The sequence below is a fragment of the Streptomyces sp. NPDC087215 genome (genome assembly GCF_044744885.1).
Taxonomy (GTDB): Bacteria; Actinomycetota; Actinomycetes; order Streptomycetales; family Streptomycetaceae; genus Streptomyces.
In genome coordinates this window covers 141,126-157,811 of sequence record NZ_JBIUZD010000015.1, presented here as the reverse complement: position 1 = coordinate 157,811, position 16,686 = coordinate 141,126, and the positions used below count along the sequence as shown (strand labels likewise).

Genomic DNA, 16,686 nt, shown 5'->3' with positions numbered 1-16,686 from the left:
CCGGAACCACCGGTTCGGGCCCCTCGCGCGCAGGTCGGCCCGTCAGGAAGCGCGGCCCCTGCGGCGCATCGCGAGCGTCACGGACGCCGCGCCGACACCCAGGAAGGCCGTACCGCCGAGCAGATACGGGACGGTGCCCCAGGGGCCGCTCTCCGCGAACCCGTCGGGTCCCTGGTCCTCCTGGACGATCCCGGTCCGCGCGCCGCCCCCCTCGTCGTTGGCGTTCGCGGACGGTACGAACCACAGGGCGCACAGCAACGTCCCCGCGGCGGTCGCGGTCAGCAGTGGGCGTCGGGCGGCGGACACGGAAATTTCGATCCCCCTTGCGGAAACCGCGAATTGGTCGGTGTGTCGATGCTAATGAACACAGCGGGTCGCGGGAAACCCGAGGCCCCCCGGGCGCCTACGCTCCGACCCATGAGCACTTCTGAGTCACCACGCTATGTCCGTCTTCGCGTCGATGTGGTCCTGGAGATCGACGGCCCGGCCGAACTGACCGAGGCCGCCGAGGCCCGGATCGCCGACGACGAGTTCATGCCCGAGGAGGAGAGGGTGCAGGCCAGGGCCGCCGCCCGGGAGGACGGGGCCGAGGCCCTCGCCTACCTCGTCGAGCCCTTCGACCTGATCCGGGACGTCCCCGGGATCGAGATGGTCCAGGCCTCCTGGAGCAGTGAGGAGATCGAGTACGACCCCGATGCGCTGGAGTGGGACCTCGGCGAGGAAGATGGGGCGGAGGAAGACGACGACGACCGGTCGTAGGACGGGCATCCGCCCTGTTCGCAGGCCCCGGGACGGCGTTCCGGGGCCTGTCGTGCGAGCGGGCCCGGGACCTGCCGGGCCCCGTGGAACCGGACGGCCCGCCCGCGCGTGTCGGTCAGTGGTGTTCCCCACAAACGCCCCCCTCCCGGAACCGGACGGGGTGTCATGGGGTTCTTGGAAGATGTTGGCTAGGGAACCGGCGACGATGGAGAAGCGTGTGATGACGGACGGCAAGCGCCGCAGGGGTCTGGCCGCCGCGGCCGCGGTGCTCAGCGGCGTGCTGGTGCTCTCGGCCTGTAGCGACGGGGACAAGGGCGCGGGCGCCTCCGGCTCCGCGACGCCGGAGTCACAGGCCCAGGTCGACGAGGCCGCGGCGCAGAAGACGTCCAAGGCGCAGATCACCATCTCGCCGAAGAACGGCGTGCAGAACGCCTCGATCAACAACGACGCCAAGGTCACGGTCGCCGAGGGCAAGCTCACCGAGGTCACCATGACCTCCGCCGAGGGCAAGGCCGTCAAGGGCGAGATAGCGGCCGACGGACTGAGCTGGAAGCCGTCCGGCCAGCTGGAGCGGGCCACGGTCTACAAGATCGCCGCGACCGCCACCGACGCGGCGGGCCTGGAGGCCCACGAGAACTCCTCGTTCACCACCGTCTCCAAGGCGAACAGCTTCATCGGCAACTTCACGCCCGAGGACGGTTCGACCGTCGGCGTCGGGATGCCCGTCTCGATCAACTTCAACAAGGCGATCAAGGACAAGAAGTCCGTCCAGGGCGGCATCACCGTCTCCTCCTCCTCCGGCCAGGAGGTCGTCGGGCACTGGTTCAACTCCCAGCGCATCGACTTCCGGCCCGACGACTACTGGGCCGAGGGCTCGACCGTCACCCTGAAGCTCGCCCTCGACGGGGTGGAGGGCGCCCCCGGCGTCTTCGGCGTCCAGCAGAAGACGGTCACCTTCAAGATCGGCCGCAACCAGGTCTCGACCGTCGACGTCGCCACGAAGACGATGACCGTCAAGCAGGACGGCAAGACGGTCAAGACCATCCCGATCTCCGCGGGCTCCCCGGAGAACACCACGTACAACGGTGAGATGGTGATCTCCGAGAAGTTCAAGGAGACCCGGATGAACGGCGCCACCGTCGGCTTCACCGACTCCGACGGCAAGGGCGAGTACGACATCAAGGACGTGCCGCACGCCATGCGCCTGTCCACGTCCGGCACCTTCATCCACGGCAACTACTGGGGCGCCCGCTCGATCTTCGGCAGCGCCAACACCAGCCACGGCTGCGTGGGCCTCGCCGACGCCAAGGGCGCGAACGACCCCAACCAGCAGGGCGCCTGGTTCTTCGACAACTCGATCGTCGGTGACGTCGTGATCGTCAAGAACTCCAAGGACAAGACGATCGCCCCCGACAACGGTCTCAACGGCTGGAACATGAACTGGTCGGACTGGAAGGCCGGCTCGGAGGCCTGACCCTCCCCGCGCCGCCCGCGAACGGCCCCCTCCCGCACCGGGAGGGGGCCGTTCCCCGTTCGTCGAGCCACCGGAGCCACCGGAGCCACCGGAGCCACCGGAGCCACCGGAGCGGGGCCGTCCGGACGCCGTGCACGCTCCCGCACGGCCCCGACTCCGGTACGGCCCCGGAACTCGCACACGGCCCCGCTCCCGCGAGGCCGCCCCCGGTCCCGTACGTCCGTCCGCCCTACTCCCGTACGTCCACCGGCTCGTCCACGCCCCATTGCGCGAGCAGCCGCAGCGCGTCCGCCGACGGGCTGCCCGGCTCCGCGTGGTACGTCACGAGCACCAGGTCCGGGTCCGCGCCCGCCACCCTCAGGCTCTCGTACGACAGGGTCATCCCGCCCACCAGCGGATGCCGCAGCCGCTTCGTCCCGTGCCCCTTGTCCGCCACGGTGTGCGCCGCCCACAGGGACCGGAACTCCTCGCTGCGCACCGACAGCTCACCGACCAGCGCCAGCAGCGCGGGATCGTCCGGGCAGCGGCCCGCGTACAGCCGCAGCACACTGACCACCTCGGTCGCCTTGCACTCCCAGTCCACGTACAGATCGCGCGCGTGATCCCCGAGGAAGACCATCCGGGCCACGTTGCGCTCGCCCGGCTCCATCGCCGAGAAGTCACCGAGCAGCGCCCGCGCCATCCGGTTCCAGGCCAGCACGTCGAGCCGCCGTCCCCCGAGGAACGCCGGGACGCCCTCCATCGAGTCGAGCAGGTGCTGGAGACCGGGCCGCACCTGCTGGGGGCGGCCGGTCGCCGACCGGTGCTTCTTCTTCGCCGTCGGCTTCGCCAGATGCGTCAGATGCGCCCGCTCCGTGTCGCTCAGCCGCAGCGCCCGCGCGATGGCGTCCAGGACCTCCATGGACACATTGCGCCCGTTGCCCTGTTCCAGCCGGGTGTAGTACGCGACGGAGACGCCCGCCAGCTGCGCCAGCTCCTCCCGGCGCAGCCCCGGCACCCGCCGGTGCCGCCCGAACTCCGGCAGCCCCACGTCCCCCGGCTTCAGCCGGGCCCGGCGCGAGCGCAGGAATTCGCTGAGTTCGGCACTGAGGTCCATGGCTCCCGATTGTCCCAGGCCGTACCCGTGGACGGACGCCCGTTCCTGTCCCTGCCAGTGGTAGGCACGGCGGTCGTAGGCAGGACAGGGGGCTGGGTACCCGCCCGCGTCCACGGCAGGCTGACCGGCATGACCACGAACGCGACCACCGTCCCCGCGTACGCCGCACCCGCCGCCCACGCCCCTCTGGAGCGCACCACCGTGCCGCGCCGGGCCGTCGGCGCACACGACGTCCTCATCGAGATCACGTACGCGGGCATCTGCCACTCCGACATCCACCAGGCCCGCGACGGCTGGGGCGAGGGCATCTTCCCGATGGTCCCCGGCCACGAGATCGCCGGGATCGTCACGGAGACCGGCCCCGGCGTCACCCGTTTCCGGGTCGGCGACCGGGTCGGCGTCGGCTGTCTCGTCGACTCCTGCCGGGAGTGCGCGTACTGCCGTCAGGGCCTGGAGCAGTACTGCGTCCGGGGCGGGACGGGCACGTACAACTCCCTCGACAAGAACGGCGAACCGACCTACGGCGGCTACTCCAGCCACATCGTCGTCGACGAGAACTACACCCTGCGGATCCCCGAGGGCATCGGCCTCGCCGAGGCCGCGCCGCTGCTCTGCGCGGGCATCACCCTCTACTCGCCGCTCGTCCACTGGAAGGCGGGCCCCGGCAAGAAGGTCGCCGTCGTCGGACTCGGCGGCCTCGGTCACATGGGCGTCAGGATCGCCCGTGCGCTCGGCGCCGAGGTGACCGTCCTCAGCCGGTCGCTCCACAAGCGGGAGGACGGCCTGAAGCTGGGCGCCGACGACTTCCGCGCGACCAGCGACCCCCGGACCTTCACGGACCTGGCGGGCACCTTCGACCTGGTGATCTCCACGGTCTCCGCGCCGCTGGACTTCGACGCCTACCTGGGCCTGGTGCGGACGGACGGCGCCCTGGTGAACGTGGGCGCCCCCGAGGAACCCGTCAAGATCGGCCTCTTCTCCCTGATCGGCGGCCGCAAGACGCTGGCGGGCTCGATGATCGGCGGCATCGCGGAGACCCAGGAGATGCTGGACTTCTGCGCCGAGCACGGCCTGGGCGCGGAGATCGAGGTGATCGAGGCGGACCGGATCAACGAGGCGTACGAGCGGGTCATGGCGAGCGACGTCCGGTACCGCTTCGTGATCGACGCGTCGACGATCTGACCCCGGTGCCCGACCGGGTGCGGCCGGGACACGGCCGGGGCGCGGGCCGGGCCGGGGCATGACCTCCGGAGTGATCGACGCCTCGGGCACGCTGTCCCCATGACCGCGTACGCCATCGGAAACCTGCGCCCGAAGCCCGCCCCCGGACGAGGAGGTCTTCGTCTACGTGGAGCGGATCCAGAGCACCCTGGACCCCTTCGGCGGACACTTCCTGGTCCACGGCGCACCCGCCCGCGAGGTCCCCGAGGGGAGCTGGCCGGGCGCCTGCGTGATCATCGCCTTCCCGGCGTACGAGAACGCCCGCGCCTGGTACGGCTCCGAGCCGTACCAGGCGCTGATACCCCTGCGCACCCGGCACATGGAGGGTGACGTCCTCCTGATCGACGGGGTCCCCGAGGGCTACGACCCGGTGGCCACGGCCCGCGCCCCGCGCCCCGCGCCCCGCGGGCCGCGTCAGCGGACGGCACGGCCTGAGCGCGGCTCCGGCCGGGTGCCGCCGAAGCCCGCGGGTACGCGTTCCGCTCGGCTGTCAGTCTCCGGCGGGGGCCACCCCGATCGGGCAGGAGACGCCCGTCCCGCCGATGCCGCAGTAACCCGCCGGGTTCTTGTCCAGGTACTGCTGGTGATGGCCTTCCGCCGGGTAGAAGGGGCGGTCGGTGGCCGGGAGGATCTCCGTGCTGATCGTGCCGTAGCCGGAGCCCGTCAGGACCTTCTGGTAGGCCGCGCGGGACGCCTCGGCGGCCGCCGCCTGGGCCGGGGTGTGGGTGTAGACCGCCGAGCGGTACTGGGTGCCCACGTCATTGCCCTGGCGGAAGCCCTGCGTCGGGTCGTGGGACTCCCAGAACAGCTTCAGGAGGCTCTCGTACGAGACCTTCGACGGGTCGAAGACGACCCGGACGACCTCGGTGTGCCCGGTCAGGCCCGAGCAGACCTCCTCGTACGCCGGGTTCGGCGTGTGGCCGCCCTGGTAGCCCACCAGGGTCGTCCAGACGCCTTCGGTCTGCCAGAACTTGCGTTCGGCTCCCCAGAAGCAGCCGAGCGCGAAGTCGGCGACCTCCAGGCCGGCCGGGTAAGGGCCGAGCAGCGGGTTGCCGAGGACGGTGTGCCGCTCGGGCACGGTGAACTCCGGCTCCGCGCGGCCGCGCAGCGCCTGCTCGGGGGTGGGGAGGACGGGGGTGCGGGACAGGAACATGCTGCATCTCTCCTCGACGGTCGGCAGTCGTACAACAAGGAAGGGCCGGGAGGGATTCCCCTCCCGGCCCTTCTCCCGGCCCGGCGGCCCGGTGCGGTCCGGTGCGGTCCGGCGACAGCCGACGCCCCCGGATCAGCGCGCCAGCGTCGCCGGGCTGCCGCCGTTCGCCTCGTAGCCGGCCACCGCCAGGTTCCGGAAGACCGTGTACTCCGCCGCCGGGTCCGCCGACAGCGTCCACGGCACCGCGCCCACGTGCCCGTCCACCCGCACCAGCTGGTGCATGGCCTCCGCCCAGCGCTCCCCGCGCACCAGGAAGAAGACGAGCAGGTGCCGCACGTGCGCAAGCATCGGGTCGTCGGGGCGCGCCGAGTGCACCGCGTACAGCGCGCCGTCCATCGCCTTCGACACCACCGCCGTACGGAAGAAGTCCTGGACGAGCACCACGTCCGGCACGTGCTCGTGCACCGCGAACAGCGGCAGCGCCGCGAGCAGCGAGCCCCGGGGCGCGCGCGCCGCGGCCGTCGTCGCGAAGTGGTCGGCCTCCTCGCGCGAACCGTGCCACTTCGCACACCAGTAGTGCAGGGCCGCCAGATGCGCCCCCATGTGCTGCGGCGCCCGGTCGATGACCTTCGCCCACACCTGGTCGAACTGCTCGTGGCCGTAGCCGAGACCACGGGCCACCGCGAGCCGGGTGATGTACGGGACGGGGTCGCCGGGCGCGAGCAGCGCGGCCTCCTCGCAGACCTTCCGGGCCTCCTCCAGGATGATCCGGAAGTCGTCCGTGCCCGCCGACGAGGACCGCCACGCCTGCTGCACCAGGAACTCGGCGTGCACGGCCGCGCCGCCCGCGTCCTTCGGGGCGTCCGCCCGCCAGGCCCGCAGCCACGCCCCGCCGACGCCCGGCCGTTCCTGGAGCTCCAGGGACGCGGCGCCCGCGAAGGCCTGGACGCGCTGCCAGCGGACCTCGCCCTCCTCGGGGGTCTCGGCGAGCAGCCGCGAGGCGGCCCGCCAGTCCTGGGTCGCCTGGACGACGTCGAGCACGTGCAGGAGGTCGTCGTCCGCTCCGGGGAGCCGTACGTCCAGCTCCTCCTGGCGCGCGAACCCGTACGCGTCCGGGTCCGCCGCGTCCGGGGTGCCGGGCGCGACCTGACGGATCCCCCCGGCCCGGCGGCGCAGCACGAAGGGGCCGAGGACGCCGAACAGCAGCCCCAGCGCGATCAGGAACCAGAGAATCTCCATGTGTCCATTGTCCAGGACACCCGATGAGACGAGCGCGGCGGCGGGCGCCGGACGGCACTACGCTCCTGACCCATGAGCGACCAGCACTTCCACCAGAGCTTCGAGACCCGCGCGATCCACGCGGGCAACACCGCCGACCCGCTGACCGGCGCGGTCGTCCCGCCCATCTACCAGGTGTCCACGTACAAGCAGGACGGCGTGGGCGGACTGCGCGGCGGTTACGAGTACAGCCGCAGCGCCAACCCGACCCGTACCGCCCTGGAGGAGAACCTGGCGGCCCTGGAGGGCGGGCGGCGCGGCCTGGCCTTCGCGTCCGGCCTGGCCGCCGAGGACTGCCTGCTGCGCACGCTCCTCGCGCCCGGCGACCACGTGGTCATCCCGAACGACGCCTACGGCGGCACGTTCCGGCTGTTCGCGAAGGTCGTCCAGCGCTGGGGCGTCGACTTCTCGGTGGCGGACACCTCCGACATCGCGTCCGTGCGGGGCGCGGTCAACGACCGTACGAAGCTGATCTGGGTCGAGACCCCCTCGAACCCGCTCCTCGGCATCACCGACATCGAGGCGGTCGCGGGCGTGGCCCGGCAGGCCGGGGTGAAGCTGGTCGTCGACAACACCTTCGCCTCGCCGTACCTCCAGCAGCCGCTGGCACTGGGCGCGGACGTCGTCGTGCACTCGCTGACCAAGTACATGGGCGGCCACTCCGACGTCGTGGGCGGCGCGCTGGTCACCGCCGACGAGGCGCTCGGCGAGGAACTGGCGTACCACCAGAACGCGATGGGCGCGGTCGCCGGGCCCTTCGACTCCTGGATCGTGCTGCGCGGGATCAAGACCCTCGCGGTCCGGATGGACCGGCACAGCGAGAACGCCGGGAAGATCGTCGAGATGCTGACCCAGCACCCGAAGGTCACCCAGGTCCTCTACCCGGGGCTGCCGGAGCACCCCGGGCACGAGGTCGCGGCCAAGCAGATGCGGTCCTTCGGCGGCATGGTCTCGTTCCGGGTGGCGGGCGGCGAGGAGGCGGCCGTGGAGGTCTGCGACCGTGCCCGGCTGTTCACCCTGGGCGAGTCGCTGGGCGGGGTGGAGTCGCTGATCGAGCACCCGGGCCGGATGACCCACGCGAGCGTCGCGGGCTCCGCCCTGGAGGTCCCGGCCGATCTCGTCCGGATCTCGGTGGGCATCGAGAACGTCGACGACCTGCTCGCGGACCTGCGGCAGGCGCTGGGCTAGCGGGCACCGGGCTAGCGGGCACCGGGCCGGAGCGTCCGGACCGTCCCTTCCGGGCCCCGCCGATCAGGGGCGGGCCCGGGAGCGGACGGCCCGGTCCGTGCGGTACCGGTGCACCCCGGCCGGGTGCGGCCCGGCCGTACGGAGCCGCTGGGCGGGTCCCCGCGAAGGGCCTCTTCGGAGGCTCCGGCGGGACCCGCCCAGCGGCTCCGTACGGGCCCTCAGGCGGGGGCCTTCTCGTCCTCCAGCGAGGCGCGGACCTCGGCCCGCAGTTCGGGGGTGTCCTCGTGGCCGTGGACGGAGACCGCGTGCTCCGACGCGGCCCGCACCACTTCCTCCTCCTCACCGGCGAGGGTGAGGGTGCAGCCCATGACGCTCGGGGTGCTGCGGCAGTCGGCGACTTTCCTGGTCATGACGGTCTTCGCCTCCTCGGCACCGGAAGGGTGCCGTCCCTTCCAGCGTAGGACCTGGGTCCGGCGCCGTCGTGCGGTCCCGGCCGGTCCCTCACCACCCCTCCAGCGACGGCGTCGTCTCCGGCGGGGCCTCCCACGGGCGGGCCGCCGACGCCCACAGCGCGAAGACGGTCACGGCGGCCACCGCGAGGACCCAGAGCACCCGGCGGACCCGCAGGGCCAGCCGCAGCCTGCGGGCACCGCGCTCCGCCGCCCGCCGGGCGAGGTCGCCGGGGACCGGCGGGTGCGGGGTGTCGAGAAGGCGCCGGACGGCCGCCTCCCGGTCCTCGTGACGGCTCACGCGGCGGCCCTCCCGGTCGGCCGGGCCCGGCTCACGCGGCGGCCCTGCCCGCCGGGGCGTCGCCGGGCGCCCGGCCTGCCGCCGGGTCAGGGTCCCGGGCGGCGCCCCTCAGCGCGGCGACCGCGCGGGCGCACACGGCCCTGACCCTCGCCTCGGGCACCCCGAGCAGGGCCGCGAGCTGTTCCTCGGCGACCCCTTCGTGCAGCCGCAGGACGAGCACGAGCCGTTCCTGCGGGTGCAGCGCGGCGAGGACGCCCCGCCCGCCGTGGTGCCGCCACGCGGTGCGCGCGAAGCGGGCGGCGAGCTCGCGCCGCGTCAGCTCGTACGGGTCCTCGTCGCGCGACCGCCCCCACACCGCGTACGTGTGCGCCAGCGAGGCCGTCAGAAGGGCCTGGGCGTACGGGTTGCTGGCCCGGGTCTCGGCGGTCAGCAGGGTCGCGGCGTGCAGCAGCCGGCCCGCCGCCCCGGCGACGAAGGCGTCGAACTCCCGGGTGCGGAAGGCGCGTTCGGCATTCCGCCCGCTCCGTCGCGCTCGCACCTCCTCATCTGAGGGCAGCGCGGTGGCGGGGTCAAGAGGTCGGCGCGGACTCTCCGCCGGTGCCGTTCGCGCAGCCGTCCGCCGTCTCCGCGGTCTCCGCCGCCGGAAGGCCCGGATGCGCGGCGGCGGCCGACTGCCGGGCGGACAGGGCGGTGTTGAACCGGGTCAGCAGCGTGCAGAAGGAGGCGCGTTCCTCCGCCGTCCAGCCGTCGGTGACCTCCACCATCAGCTGACGGCGCGAGGCGCGCACCTCGTCGAGGCGCGCGAGGCCGCGCGCCGACAGCTGGAGCACGACCGCCCGCCCGTCCTCCGGATGCGAGGTCCGCTTCACCAGACCCGTGTCGACGAGCGGGGCGACCTGCCGGGTGACCGTGGACGAGTCGATGCCCATGCCCGCCGCGAGCGCCTTCACCCCCATCGGGCCTTCCTGGTCGAGGCGGTTGAGGAGGAGGTACGCGGCCCGGTCCATCGAGTTGCGGAGCTGGCCCGTGCCGCCGAGCCTGGTCTGCTCGGCGCGGCGCGCGAAGACGGCCACCTGGTGCTGGAGGGCGTCGAGGAGACCGGAGTCGAGCGCGGTCGTCATGTCCTGAGATGTGGGCATGGCCGTGGGTCTCTCTCGTGCGGGGACGGTCGGTGGTGGGGGACACAGTACGTGGCTTCGCGGAGGTCCGTACCTGCGCTGCGCAAACCCGTCGGAGCCCCTGCCGCACGGGCGGTCGGCAGGGCCGTGAGCTGCGAGACTTGGTGTCATGAGCTTCCGTGGGCCAGACCCCTTGCACCGGCTGATGCTGGACGACGTGCGCGGGGCGCAGAAGATGCTGTCCGGGGTCGCCCGGGTGACGGCGATGGAGGGCAGCCGTCATCTGTCGTCGCTGGTGGGCGCCCCCGTGCAGCTCAAGTGCGAGAACCTCCAGCGCACCGGCTCCTTCAAACTGCGCGGCGCGTACGTACGGATCGCCGGGCTGCGCCCCGAGGAGCGGGCGGCCGGGGTCGTCGCCGCCTCGGCGGGCAACCACGCGCAGGGCGTCGCCCTCGCCTCCCGGCTCCTCGGGGTGCGCGCCACCGTCTTCATGCCGGTCGGCGCGCCGCTGCCGAAGGTCGCCGCGACCCGGGAGTACGGCGCCGACGTCCGGCTGCACGGGCACGTCGTCGACGAGACGCTCACGGCGGCGGAGACGTACGCGCGGGAGACCGGCGCCGTCTTCATCCACCCCTTCGACCACCCCGACATCATCGTCGGACAGGGCACGGTGGGCCTGGAGATCCTGGAGCAGTGCCCGGAGGTGCGGACCGTCGTCGTCGGCGTCGGCGGCGGTGGTCTCGCGGCCGGGATCGGGCTCGCGGTGAAGTCGCTGCGCCCGGACGTGAAGGTGATCGGCGTGCAGGCGGAGGGCGCCGCCGCCTATCCGCCGTCCCTGGCCGCCGGGCACCCGGTGGCCGTCGAGTCACCGGTGACGATGGCGGACGGCATCAAGGTGGGACGGCCGGGCGACGTGCCGTTCGCCCTGGTCCAGGAGTACGTCGACGAGGTCCGTACGGTCTCCGAGGACGCGCTGTCCTCGGCGCTGCTGCTCTGTCTGGAACGGGCCAAGCTGGTCGTCGAACCGGCGGGCGCCAGCCCGGTCGCGGCGCTGCTCAGCGACCCGACGTCGTTCCGGGGGCCGGTCGTCGCGGTGCTCTCCGGCGGGAACGTCGACCCGCTGCTGCTCCAGCGCATCCTGCGGCACGGGATGGCCGCGGGAGGCCGCTATCTCAGCCTGCGGCTGCGGGTGACGGACCGGCCGGGCGCCCTCGCGACCCTGCTCGCGGTCCTCACGGTCGTCGACGCGAACGTCCTGGACGTCAGCCATGTCCGCACCGACCCCCGGCTCGGCCTGACAGAGGTGGAGGTGGAGCTGCACCTGGAGACGAAGGGCCCGGAGCACTGCCGCGCGGTCGAGGGCGCCCTGCGGGACGCGGGCTACACGATCCTGGGCTGACACCCGCCGACGGTACGGGGGCGGGGCCCCGCCCCCGTACAGATCCGGGCACCCCGCCGACCGTACGCGATCGGGGTCGGCATCCCGCGCCCATGCGGAGCCGGAGCCGGAGCCGTACGCTTCCCGCCCCCGGCTTCCCGCGCTTCTCCCCGTCCTCCCCGTTCTTCCCCTTCTTCCCCGACTTCCCCGCTCAGCCCTGGCGGCGGGACCGGGCCGCGCGGGCCAGCAGGGCCACCAGGCCGCCGACCAGGGCGCCGACCGCGACCAGGCCGAGGGGCTGGAGCGGCGGGACGAGGTCGCCGCGTCCGTCGGGCCGCGCGGAGTGGACGTGCGGCGCGGTCCCGTCGGCGCCCGGCGGCCCGTCCGTCCGCCCGCCGCCCGCCCGCGCGGCCGTCTCGTACGCGAGGGAGAGTTCGAGACGGATCAGCAGCGGGCGCGGGTCCTGTCCCGCCGCCGCCGCGAACTCCTCGACCGCGACCCGGGTCGGCAGCTGCTTCTGGTTGAGGAACCGTTCCCACGAGGAGCGGCTGTAGTGGGTGAGCTGCGCGAGCTGGCCGTAGCTCAGCTCCGCGTCGCCCTTGATCCGGCGCATCTCGGCGGCGAGTTCGGTCCAGGGCGTCGCCCCGCACCCCTCGCAGCCGGGGCACGCCCCGACGCGCTCCTCCGCTCCCGTGACGCCCGCGACCCCCGCGACCCCCGTGCCGTGCGTGCCGTGCGTACTGGACGTGCTGTGCGTTCCGACCGTCATCTACGGTTCCCCCGTTCCGTGGTGCTCCGTGCCAGGACTCCAGTCTTCCGCGCGGTATCAACGGCCCGCCAACGTCCGGCCAACGGTCCGCCGCGCCGCGCCGCTCGGGCCCCCGTCGCCGGGCCCGTCCCGCCGCCGTCCCGGGCGCGTCCCGGCCCCGTCCCCTCCCGTCCCACCCTCCCCGACAAGATCATGTGGCGCGGATCACATATTCACTGGGCGGAGGGGCCCCGGGAAACCTACGATCGACGGGTAACGCCCGCATCCCCCTGGGAGACCCACATGCCAGGCGCGATCTACGCCGAGGGTCTGGTCAAGACCTTCGGCGACGTACGAGCCCTGGACGGAGTGGACCTCGACGTACCCGAGGGCACCGTCCTGGGAATGCTGGGACCGAACGGCGCGGGGAAGACCACCGCCGTGCGCGTCCTGACCACCCTCCTCCGCCCCGACCGGGGCACGGCCGTCGTGGCCGGGATCGACGTCCTCAAGCACCCCAACGAAGTCCGCCGCTCGATCGGCCTCTCCGGTCAGTTCGCCGCCGTCGACGAGTACCTCACCGGCCGCGAGAACCTGCGGATGGTCGGCCAGCTCTACCAGATGAGCGCGAAGGCGGCGAAGCGGCGGGCCGGTGAACTGCTGGAACGGTTCGGCCTCGCGGACGCCGCCGACCGGCCCGCGAAGACGTACTCCGGCGGGATGCGCCGCCGCCTCGACCTCGCCGCCGCCCTCGTCGTCTCCCCGCCGGTCATGTTCATGGACGAGCCGACCACCGGGCTCGACCCCCGCAACCGGCAGGCCCTGTGGGAGGTCATCAAGGAACTCGTCGCGGGCGGCACCACCCTGCTGCTCACCACCCAGTACCTGGAGGAGGCCGACCACCTCGCCCACGACATCTGCGTCGTGGACCACGGCAAGGTCATCGCGCGCGGCACCTCCGACCAGCTGAAGGCACGGACGGGCGGCGAGCGCGTCGAGGTCGTCGTGCACACCCCGGGAATGATCACCGACGCCCGGGACGTCCTCGCCCGCTACGGCGTCGCGGGCCTCGGTCACGGCGAGGTCTCCGTGGAGGAGCACACCCGCAGGCTCACCGTCCCCGTCACGGGCGGCGCCAAGCTGCTCGCCGAGGTCATCCGCGACCTGGACACGGTCGGGGTCGAGATCGACGACATCGGACTGCGCCGCCCCACCCTCGACGACGTCTTCATCTCGCTCACCGGCCACGCGGCCGAGGACGCGGAGGAGGAGGACGGCGAGGCGGCGGAGCAGGGCGGCCGAGGCCGCAGGCGTGCGAAGGAGACGGCCACATGACCACCAGGACCGAAGCGGTGGCGCCGCTCGCCCCCAGGCCGCGCGGCGGTGTCGTCCAGTCCGTCGCGGACTCCCTGGTCGTCGCCCGGCGCAACCTGATCCGGATGACCCGCATCCCCGAGATGGTCATCTTCGGGCTGATCCAGCCCGTCATGTTCGTGGTGCTGTTCAGCTACGTCTTCGGCGGCTCGCTGGTCGTCGACGGCAGTACGAGCCCGCAGGCGTACCGCGAGTTCCTCATGGCGGGCATCTTCGCGCAGACCGTCACGTTCGCCACGGCGGGCGCGGGCGCGGGCATCGCGGACGACATGCACAAGGGCCTGATCGACCGGTTCCGTTCGCTGCCGATGGCCCGGGGCGCGGTCCTGACCGGCCGGACCCTGGCGGACCTGGTGCAGACCGCGCTGACCCTGGTCGTCCTCGCGGCGGTCGCCCTCCTCGTCGGCTGGCGCGTCCACGAGGGCATTCCCAAGGCGATCGGCGCGTTCGGCCTGCTGCTCCTCCTCGGCTACGCCTTCTCGTGGATCGGCGCGCTGATCGGCCTGTCGGTGCGCACCCCGGAGGCGGCCACCTCCGGCGGTCTGATCTGGCTCTTCCCGGTCACGTTCATCTCCAACGCCTTCGTACCGACGGAGGGGATGACCCCCTGGATCCGGCACATCGCCGAGTGGAACCCGTTCAGCGCGACCGTCCAGGCCTGCCGCGAGCTCTTCGGCAATCCGGGGGTCGTCGTCTCCGACGCCTGGCCGATGCGGCACCCGGTGTGGGCGTCGATCCTCTTCTCGCTGATCATCCTGGTGGTCTTCCGGACCCTCGCGGTGCACAGGTACCGCTCGGCGACGGCCTGATCCCCGCCCCGGGGCCCGGGGCACCCGTCCGGAGCCCCGGGGGCCTCAGGGCAGATACCCGGAGACGACGAGCCCCCCGGGGAAGGCGAGGAACGCGGCCCCGCCCGTGGCGACCAGCTGAGCCGAGAAGTCCTGCGCCGGGACGCCGTCCGGGAGGTCCGGCTGGTAGCTCTCGTAGTCGTCCCGGCCGTCCGGCCCGGCGGCCGGATACGACGTGACCGTCTCGCTGCCCACCGTGAGCAGCCGGTCGCCCGCGAAGTACGCCCGGTCCGCCCCGCTGTCCACCCGCCACCGCTCCCGGCCCGTCACCACGTCGTACGTCACGAGCTGCCGCCGCCCGTCGAACACGGCCACCAGACCGTCCGCGCTCACGGCGGGCGGCGCCGAGGCGTCCGTCGTCAGCGTCCGCCGGAACGCCAGCGTCCGGGCGTCGAGCACGGAGAGCGAACGGTCCCCGACCCCGGTGCACAGCACACCGCCGCTCCCCGCGTGCAGCGCGACCGCACCGCACCCCCGCGCGGCCCGCGCCGCCTCCCGGCCCGTCCCGGCGTCCAGGGCGACGGCCCGCTCCGGGCCCAGCGGTACGAGGACCCGCCCGCCGCCCGCCACGAGCTGCTCCGGCACCCCGTCGACCGGCGCCCGCCACAGCACCTCGCGGTCCCCGAGCCGTACGGCCGTCACCAGCCCCTTGCCGTTCTCCCGGGCGTCGAAGTACGCCGAGTACAGGACGCCGTCCACCAGATCCGTGCTCTTCACGGCCCAGCCGCCGTCCGGCACCGCGATCCGGCCGCGCGCCCGGCCGTCCGCGAGCCCGTACACGGCGACGCCCTCCTCATCCGTCAGATACACGGCGTCACCGGCCACCGCCGGGTACTGCGGACCGACCGGCGAGGTGTCCCGGCGCCCCGGCACCGTCCACAGCCGCTCGCCGTCGGAGGCCCGCAGCCCCACCGCCGAACCGCCCGCCCCCGCGCACACCAGCACCGCCGGGGCCACCGCGCACGCGCCGACCGGCCACGGCGTCCGCGTCGTCCACGGCGACCACTCGGCCGGGCGCCGGGCCCGGTCCGTCGCGCCCGCGCCGAAGTCCTGGGTCCGGCCCGTCGCCCCGTACGGCAGGACGACCTGGCTCAGCGCCCGGGGGGCCGCGCTCCCCGACGCCGACGCGCTCGGCGGCGCGCTCCCGCCCGCCCCCGGCCCGGCGCTCCCGCCCCCGTCCGTCCTGTTCCACAGCACCGCACCGCCCGTCGCCAGGACCGCGACCGCCACCGCGCCCGCCACGAGCGCGCCCCACGGCCGCCGCCGCGCCGCCGGGACCGCCGGGACCGGCGGCGGCCGGTCCGTGACGGCCGTGGGGGAGTAGGGCACCACCGGCGCGATCGTCGGCAGGTCCGCCACGCCCGCGCCGGACGCCGCCGCCTCCCCGGCCCGCCGCGCCGCCTCCCCGTACTCGGCGAGGAGCGACAGCACCCCGCCCGGCCACGGGAACACCTCGGGAACCACCCCGCCGCCGAGCAGCCCCACCAGCTCCGCCGCCGGGGGCCGCTCCGCCGGATCGAGCCGCAGACACCGCTCCACCAGCGGGCGCACCCCGTCCGGCACCCCGTCGAGATCCGCCTCGGCCCGTACGATCCGGTAGACCACCGCCGCCATCTCGTCGTCGTGGAACGGCCCCCGGCCGGTCGCCGCGAACGCAAGCACCGCGCCCAGACAGAACACGTCCGACGCGGGCACCACCGCCCGGCTGCCCACCAGGTGCTCCGGCGACATGAAACCGGGCGAGCCCACCACCAGACCCGTCGAGGTCAGCGCCGTCGCCTCGAAGGCCTGCGCGATGCCGAAGTCGATCAGCCGGGGCCCGGCCGCGCCCAGCAGCACGTTCGCCGGTTTCAGGTCCCGGTGCAGCACCTTCGCCCCGTGCACGCCCGCCAGGGCCCCGGCGAGCGCGGCGCCCAGCGCCCGTACCGCCGCGACGGGCAGCGGACCCGACCTGCCGACGGCCTCCGCGAGCGAGGGACCCGGCACGTACTCCGTGGCCAGCCACGGCGAGGCCGCGTCCGCGTCGGCGTCCACCAGCCGCGCCACCCCCGGACCGTCCACCGTCCGCGCCGCCGCGATCTCCCGCCGGAACCGGGTCCTGAAGTCCCCGTCCACCTCCAGATCGGGCCGCACGGTCTTCACCGCGACCATCCGGTGCGGATCGGCCGTCGGCGCGTCCGCCCGGCAGGCCAGGTGCACCTCGCCCATGCCCCCGGCACCGAGCCGGGCCAGCAGCCGGTAGGGGCCGACGAGGACCGGGGGCCGCCCGGAGGGCAGGGCTTCCAGCACCGCGGGGGTTCC

At 73.8% G+C, this 16,686-nt stretch carries 17 protein-coding genes and 1 pseudogene; 8 read left to right on the top strand and 10 right to left on the bottom strand.

Annotated features, from left to right (window positions below; all coding sequences use genetic code 11):
• Positions 1 to 42 precede the first annotated feature (42 nt).
• On the bottom strand, positions 43 to 306 hold the full coding sequence (locus tag ACIO92_RS28975; protein WP_366439936.1) for a hypothetical protein: 264 nt from the start codon (positions 304 to 306) through the stop codon (positions 43 to 45).
• A gap of 111 nt (positions 307 to 417) precedes the next feature.
• Here ACIO92_RS28975 and ACIO92_RS28970 point away from each other — a divergent pair, with 111 nt between their 5' ends.
• Both ACIO92_RS28970 and ACIO92_RS28965 read left to right on the top strand, forming a co-directional pair.
• Positions 418 to 759, top strand: a complete 342-nt coding sequence (locus ACIO92_RS28970) for a hypothetical protein (protein WP_366439937.1) — start codon at positions 418 to 420, stop codon at positions 757 to 759.
• A gap of 205 nt (positions 760 to 964) precedes the next feature.
• Entirely contained in the window at positions 965 to 2,233 is a 1,269-nt protein-coding gene (locus ACIO92_RS28965) for an Ig-like domain-containing protein (protein WP_366439938.1), read from the top strand.
• Positions 2,234 to 2,462: 229 nt separating this feature from the next.
• Here ACIO92_RS28965 and ACIO92_RS28960 read toward each other — a convergent pair whose 3' ends face one another.
• Positions 2,463 to 3,329 carry a helix-turn-helix transcriptional regulator gene (locus ACIO92_RS28960; RefSeq protein WP_366439939.1) on the bottom strand — a complete coding sequence of 289 codons (867 nt, stop codon included), beginning with the start codon at positions 3,327 to 3,329 and terminating at the stop codon, positions 2,463 to 2,465.
• A gap of 129 nt (positions 3,330 to 3,458) precedes the next feature.
• On the opposite strand from ACIO92_RS28960, the gene ACIO92_RS28955 reads away from it, so the two are divergent.
• Positions 3,459 to 4,511 (top strand): NAD(P)-dependent alcohol dehydrogenase, encoded by a 1,053-nt coding sequence (locus ACIO92_RS28955; protein WP_366439940.1) that lies wholly within the window; start codon positions 3,459 to 3,461, stop codon positions 4,509 to 4,511.
• A 99-nt stretch (positions 4,512 to 4,610) separates the two neighbouring features.
• Positions 4,611 to 4,950 (top strand): annotated as a pseudogene (locus ACIO92_RS28950) (DUF1330 domain-containing protein); the annotation flags it as partial.
• Positions 4,951 to 5,040: 90 nt separating this feature from the next.
• Here the strand turns inward: ACIO92_RS28950 and msrA are convergent.
• Positions 5,041 to 5,703, bottom strand: a complete 663-nt coding sequence (msrA, locus tag ACIO92_RS28945) for a peptide-methionine (S)-S-oxide reductase MsrA (protein WP_402059738.1) — start codon at positions 5,701 to 5,703, stop codon at positions 5,041 to 5,043.
• Between the two features lie 132 nt (positions 5,704 to 5,835).
• On the bottom strand, positions 5,836 to 6,942 hold the full coding sequence (locus ACIO92_RS28940; protein ID WP_366439943.1) for a hypothetical protein: 1,107 nt from the start codon (positions 6,940 to 6,942) through the stop codon (positions 5,836 to 5,838).
• Between the two features lie 72 nt (positions 6,943 to 7,014).
• Here ACIO92_RS28940 and ACIO92_RS28935 point away from each other — a divergent pair, with 72 nt between their 5' ends.
• Positions 7,015 to 8,169 carry a cystathionine gamma-synthase gene (locus ACIO92_RS28935; RefSeq protein WP_366439944.1) on the top strand — a complete coding sequence of 385 codons (1,155 nt, stop codon included), beginning with the start codon at positions 7,015 to 7,017 and terminating at the stop codon, positions 8,167 to 8,169.
• A gap of 218 nt (positions 8,170 to 8,387) precedes the next feature.
• Here ACIO92_RS28935 and ACIO92_RS28930 read toward each other — a convergent pair whose 3' ends face one another.
• The 4 genes from ACIO92_RS28930 to ACIO92_RS28915 all read right to left on the bottom strand — a co-directional run bounded on the left by ACIO92_RS28930 (position 8,388) and on the right by ACIO92_RS28915 (position 10,058).
• Positions 8,388 to 8,579 carry a DUF1059 domain-containing protein gene (locus ACIO92_RS28930; protein ID WP_351791389.1) on the bottom strand — a complete coding sequence of 64 codons (192 nt, stop codon included), beginning with the start codon at positions 8,577 to 8,579 and terminating at the stop codon, positions 8,388 to 8,390.
• A gap of 91 nt (positions 8,580 to 8,670) precedes the next feature.
• Positions 8,671 to 8,919, bottom strand: coding sequence for a hypothetical protein (locus tag ACIO92_RS28925; RefSeq protein WP_351791387.1), 249 nt, complete (start codon positions 8,917 to 8,919; stop codon positions 8,671 to 8,673).
• A 31-nt stretch (positions 8,920 to 8,950) separates the two neighbouring features.
• Positions 8,951 to 9,457 carry a sigma factor-like helix-turn-helix DNA-binding protein gene (locus ACIO92_RS28920; protein WP_401240700.1) on the bottom strand — a complete coding sequence of 169 codons (507 nt, stop codon included), beginning with the start codon at positions 9,455 to 9,457 and terminating at the stop codon, positions 8,951 to 8,953.
• Positions 9,458 to 9,488: 31 nt separating this feature from the next.
• On the bottom strand, positions 9,489 to 10,058 hold the full coding sequence (locus ACIO92_RS28915) for a MarR family transcriptional regulator (protein ID WP_366439946.1): 570 nt from the start codon (positions 10,056 to 10,058) through the stop codon (positions 9,489 to 9,491).
• A 148-nt stretch (positions 10,059 to 10,206) separates the two neighbouring features.
• Here ACIO92_RS28915 and ilvA point away from each other — a divergent pair, with 148 nt between their 5' ends.
• On the top strand, positions 10,207 to 11,436 hold the full coding sequence (gene ilvA / locus ACIO92_RS28910; RefSeq protein ID WP_366439947.1) for a threonine ammonia-lyase: 1,230 nt from the start codon (positions 10,207 to 10,209) through the stop codon (positions 11,434 to 11,436).
• A 190-nt stretch (positions 11,437 to 11,626) separates the two neighbouring features.
• Here ilvA and ACIO92_RS28905 read toward each other — a convergent pair whose 3' ends face one another.
• Positions 11,627 to 12,184 (bottom strand): helix-turn-helix domain-containing protein, encoded by a 558-nt coding sequence (locus ACIO92_RS28905; protein ID WP_402283353.1) that lies wholly within the window; start codon positions 12,182 to 12,184, stop codon positions 11,627 to 11,629.
• 282 nt (positions 12,185 to 12,466) lie between these two features.
• On the opposite strand from ACIO92_RS28905, the gene ACIO92_RS28900 reads away from it, so the two are divergent.
• Together ACIO92_RS28900 and ACIO92_RS28895 are read left to right on the top strand one after the other, a co-directional pair.
• Complete coding sequence (locus tag ACIO92_RS28900) at positions 12,467 to 13,498, top strand: ATP-binding cassette domain-containing protein (RefSeq protein WP_366439949.1); 1,032 nt, start codon at positions 12,467 to 12,469, stop codon at positions 13,496 to 13,498.
• Positions 13,495 to 14,346, top strand: coding sequence for an ABC transporter permease (locus tag ACIO92_RS28895; protein WP_366439950.1), 852 nt, complete (start codon positions 13,495 to 13,497; stop codon positions 14,344 to 14,346). Before ACIO92_RS28900 ends, ACIO92_RS28895 begins: the two co-directional genes overlap by 4 nt.
• Positions 14,347 to 14,391: 45 nt before the next feature.
• Here ACIO92_RS28895 and ACIO92_RS28890 read toward each other — a convergent pair whose 3' ends face one another.
• On the bottom strand, positions 14,392 to 16,674 hold the full coding sequence (locus ACIO92_RS28890) for a protein kinase (protein WP_402059748.1): 2,283 nt from the start codon (positions 16,672 to 16,674) through the stop codon (positions 14,392 to 14,394).
• Positions 16,675 to 16,686: the final 12 nt, after the last annotated feature.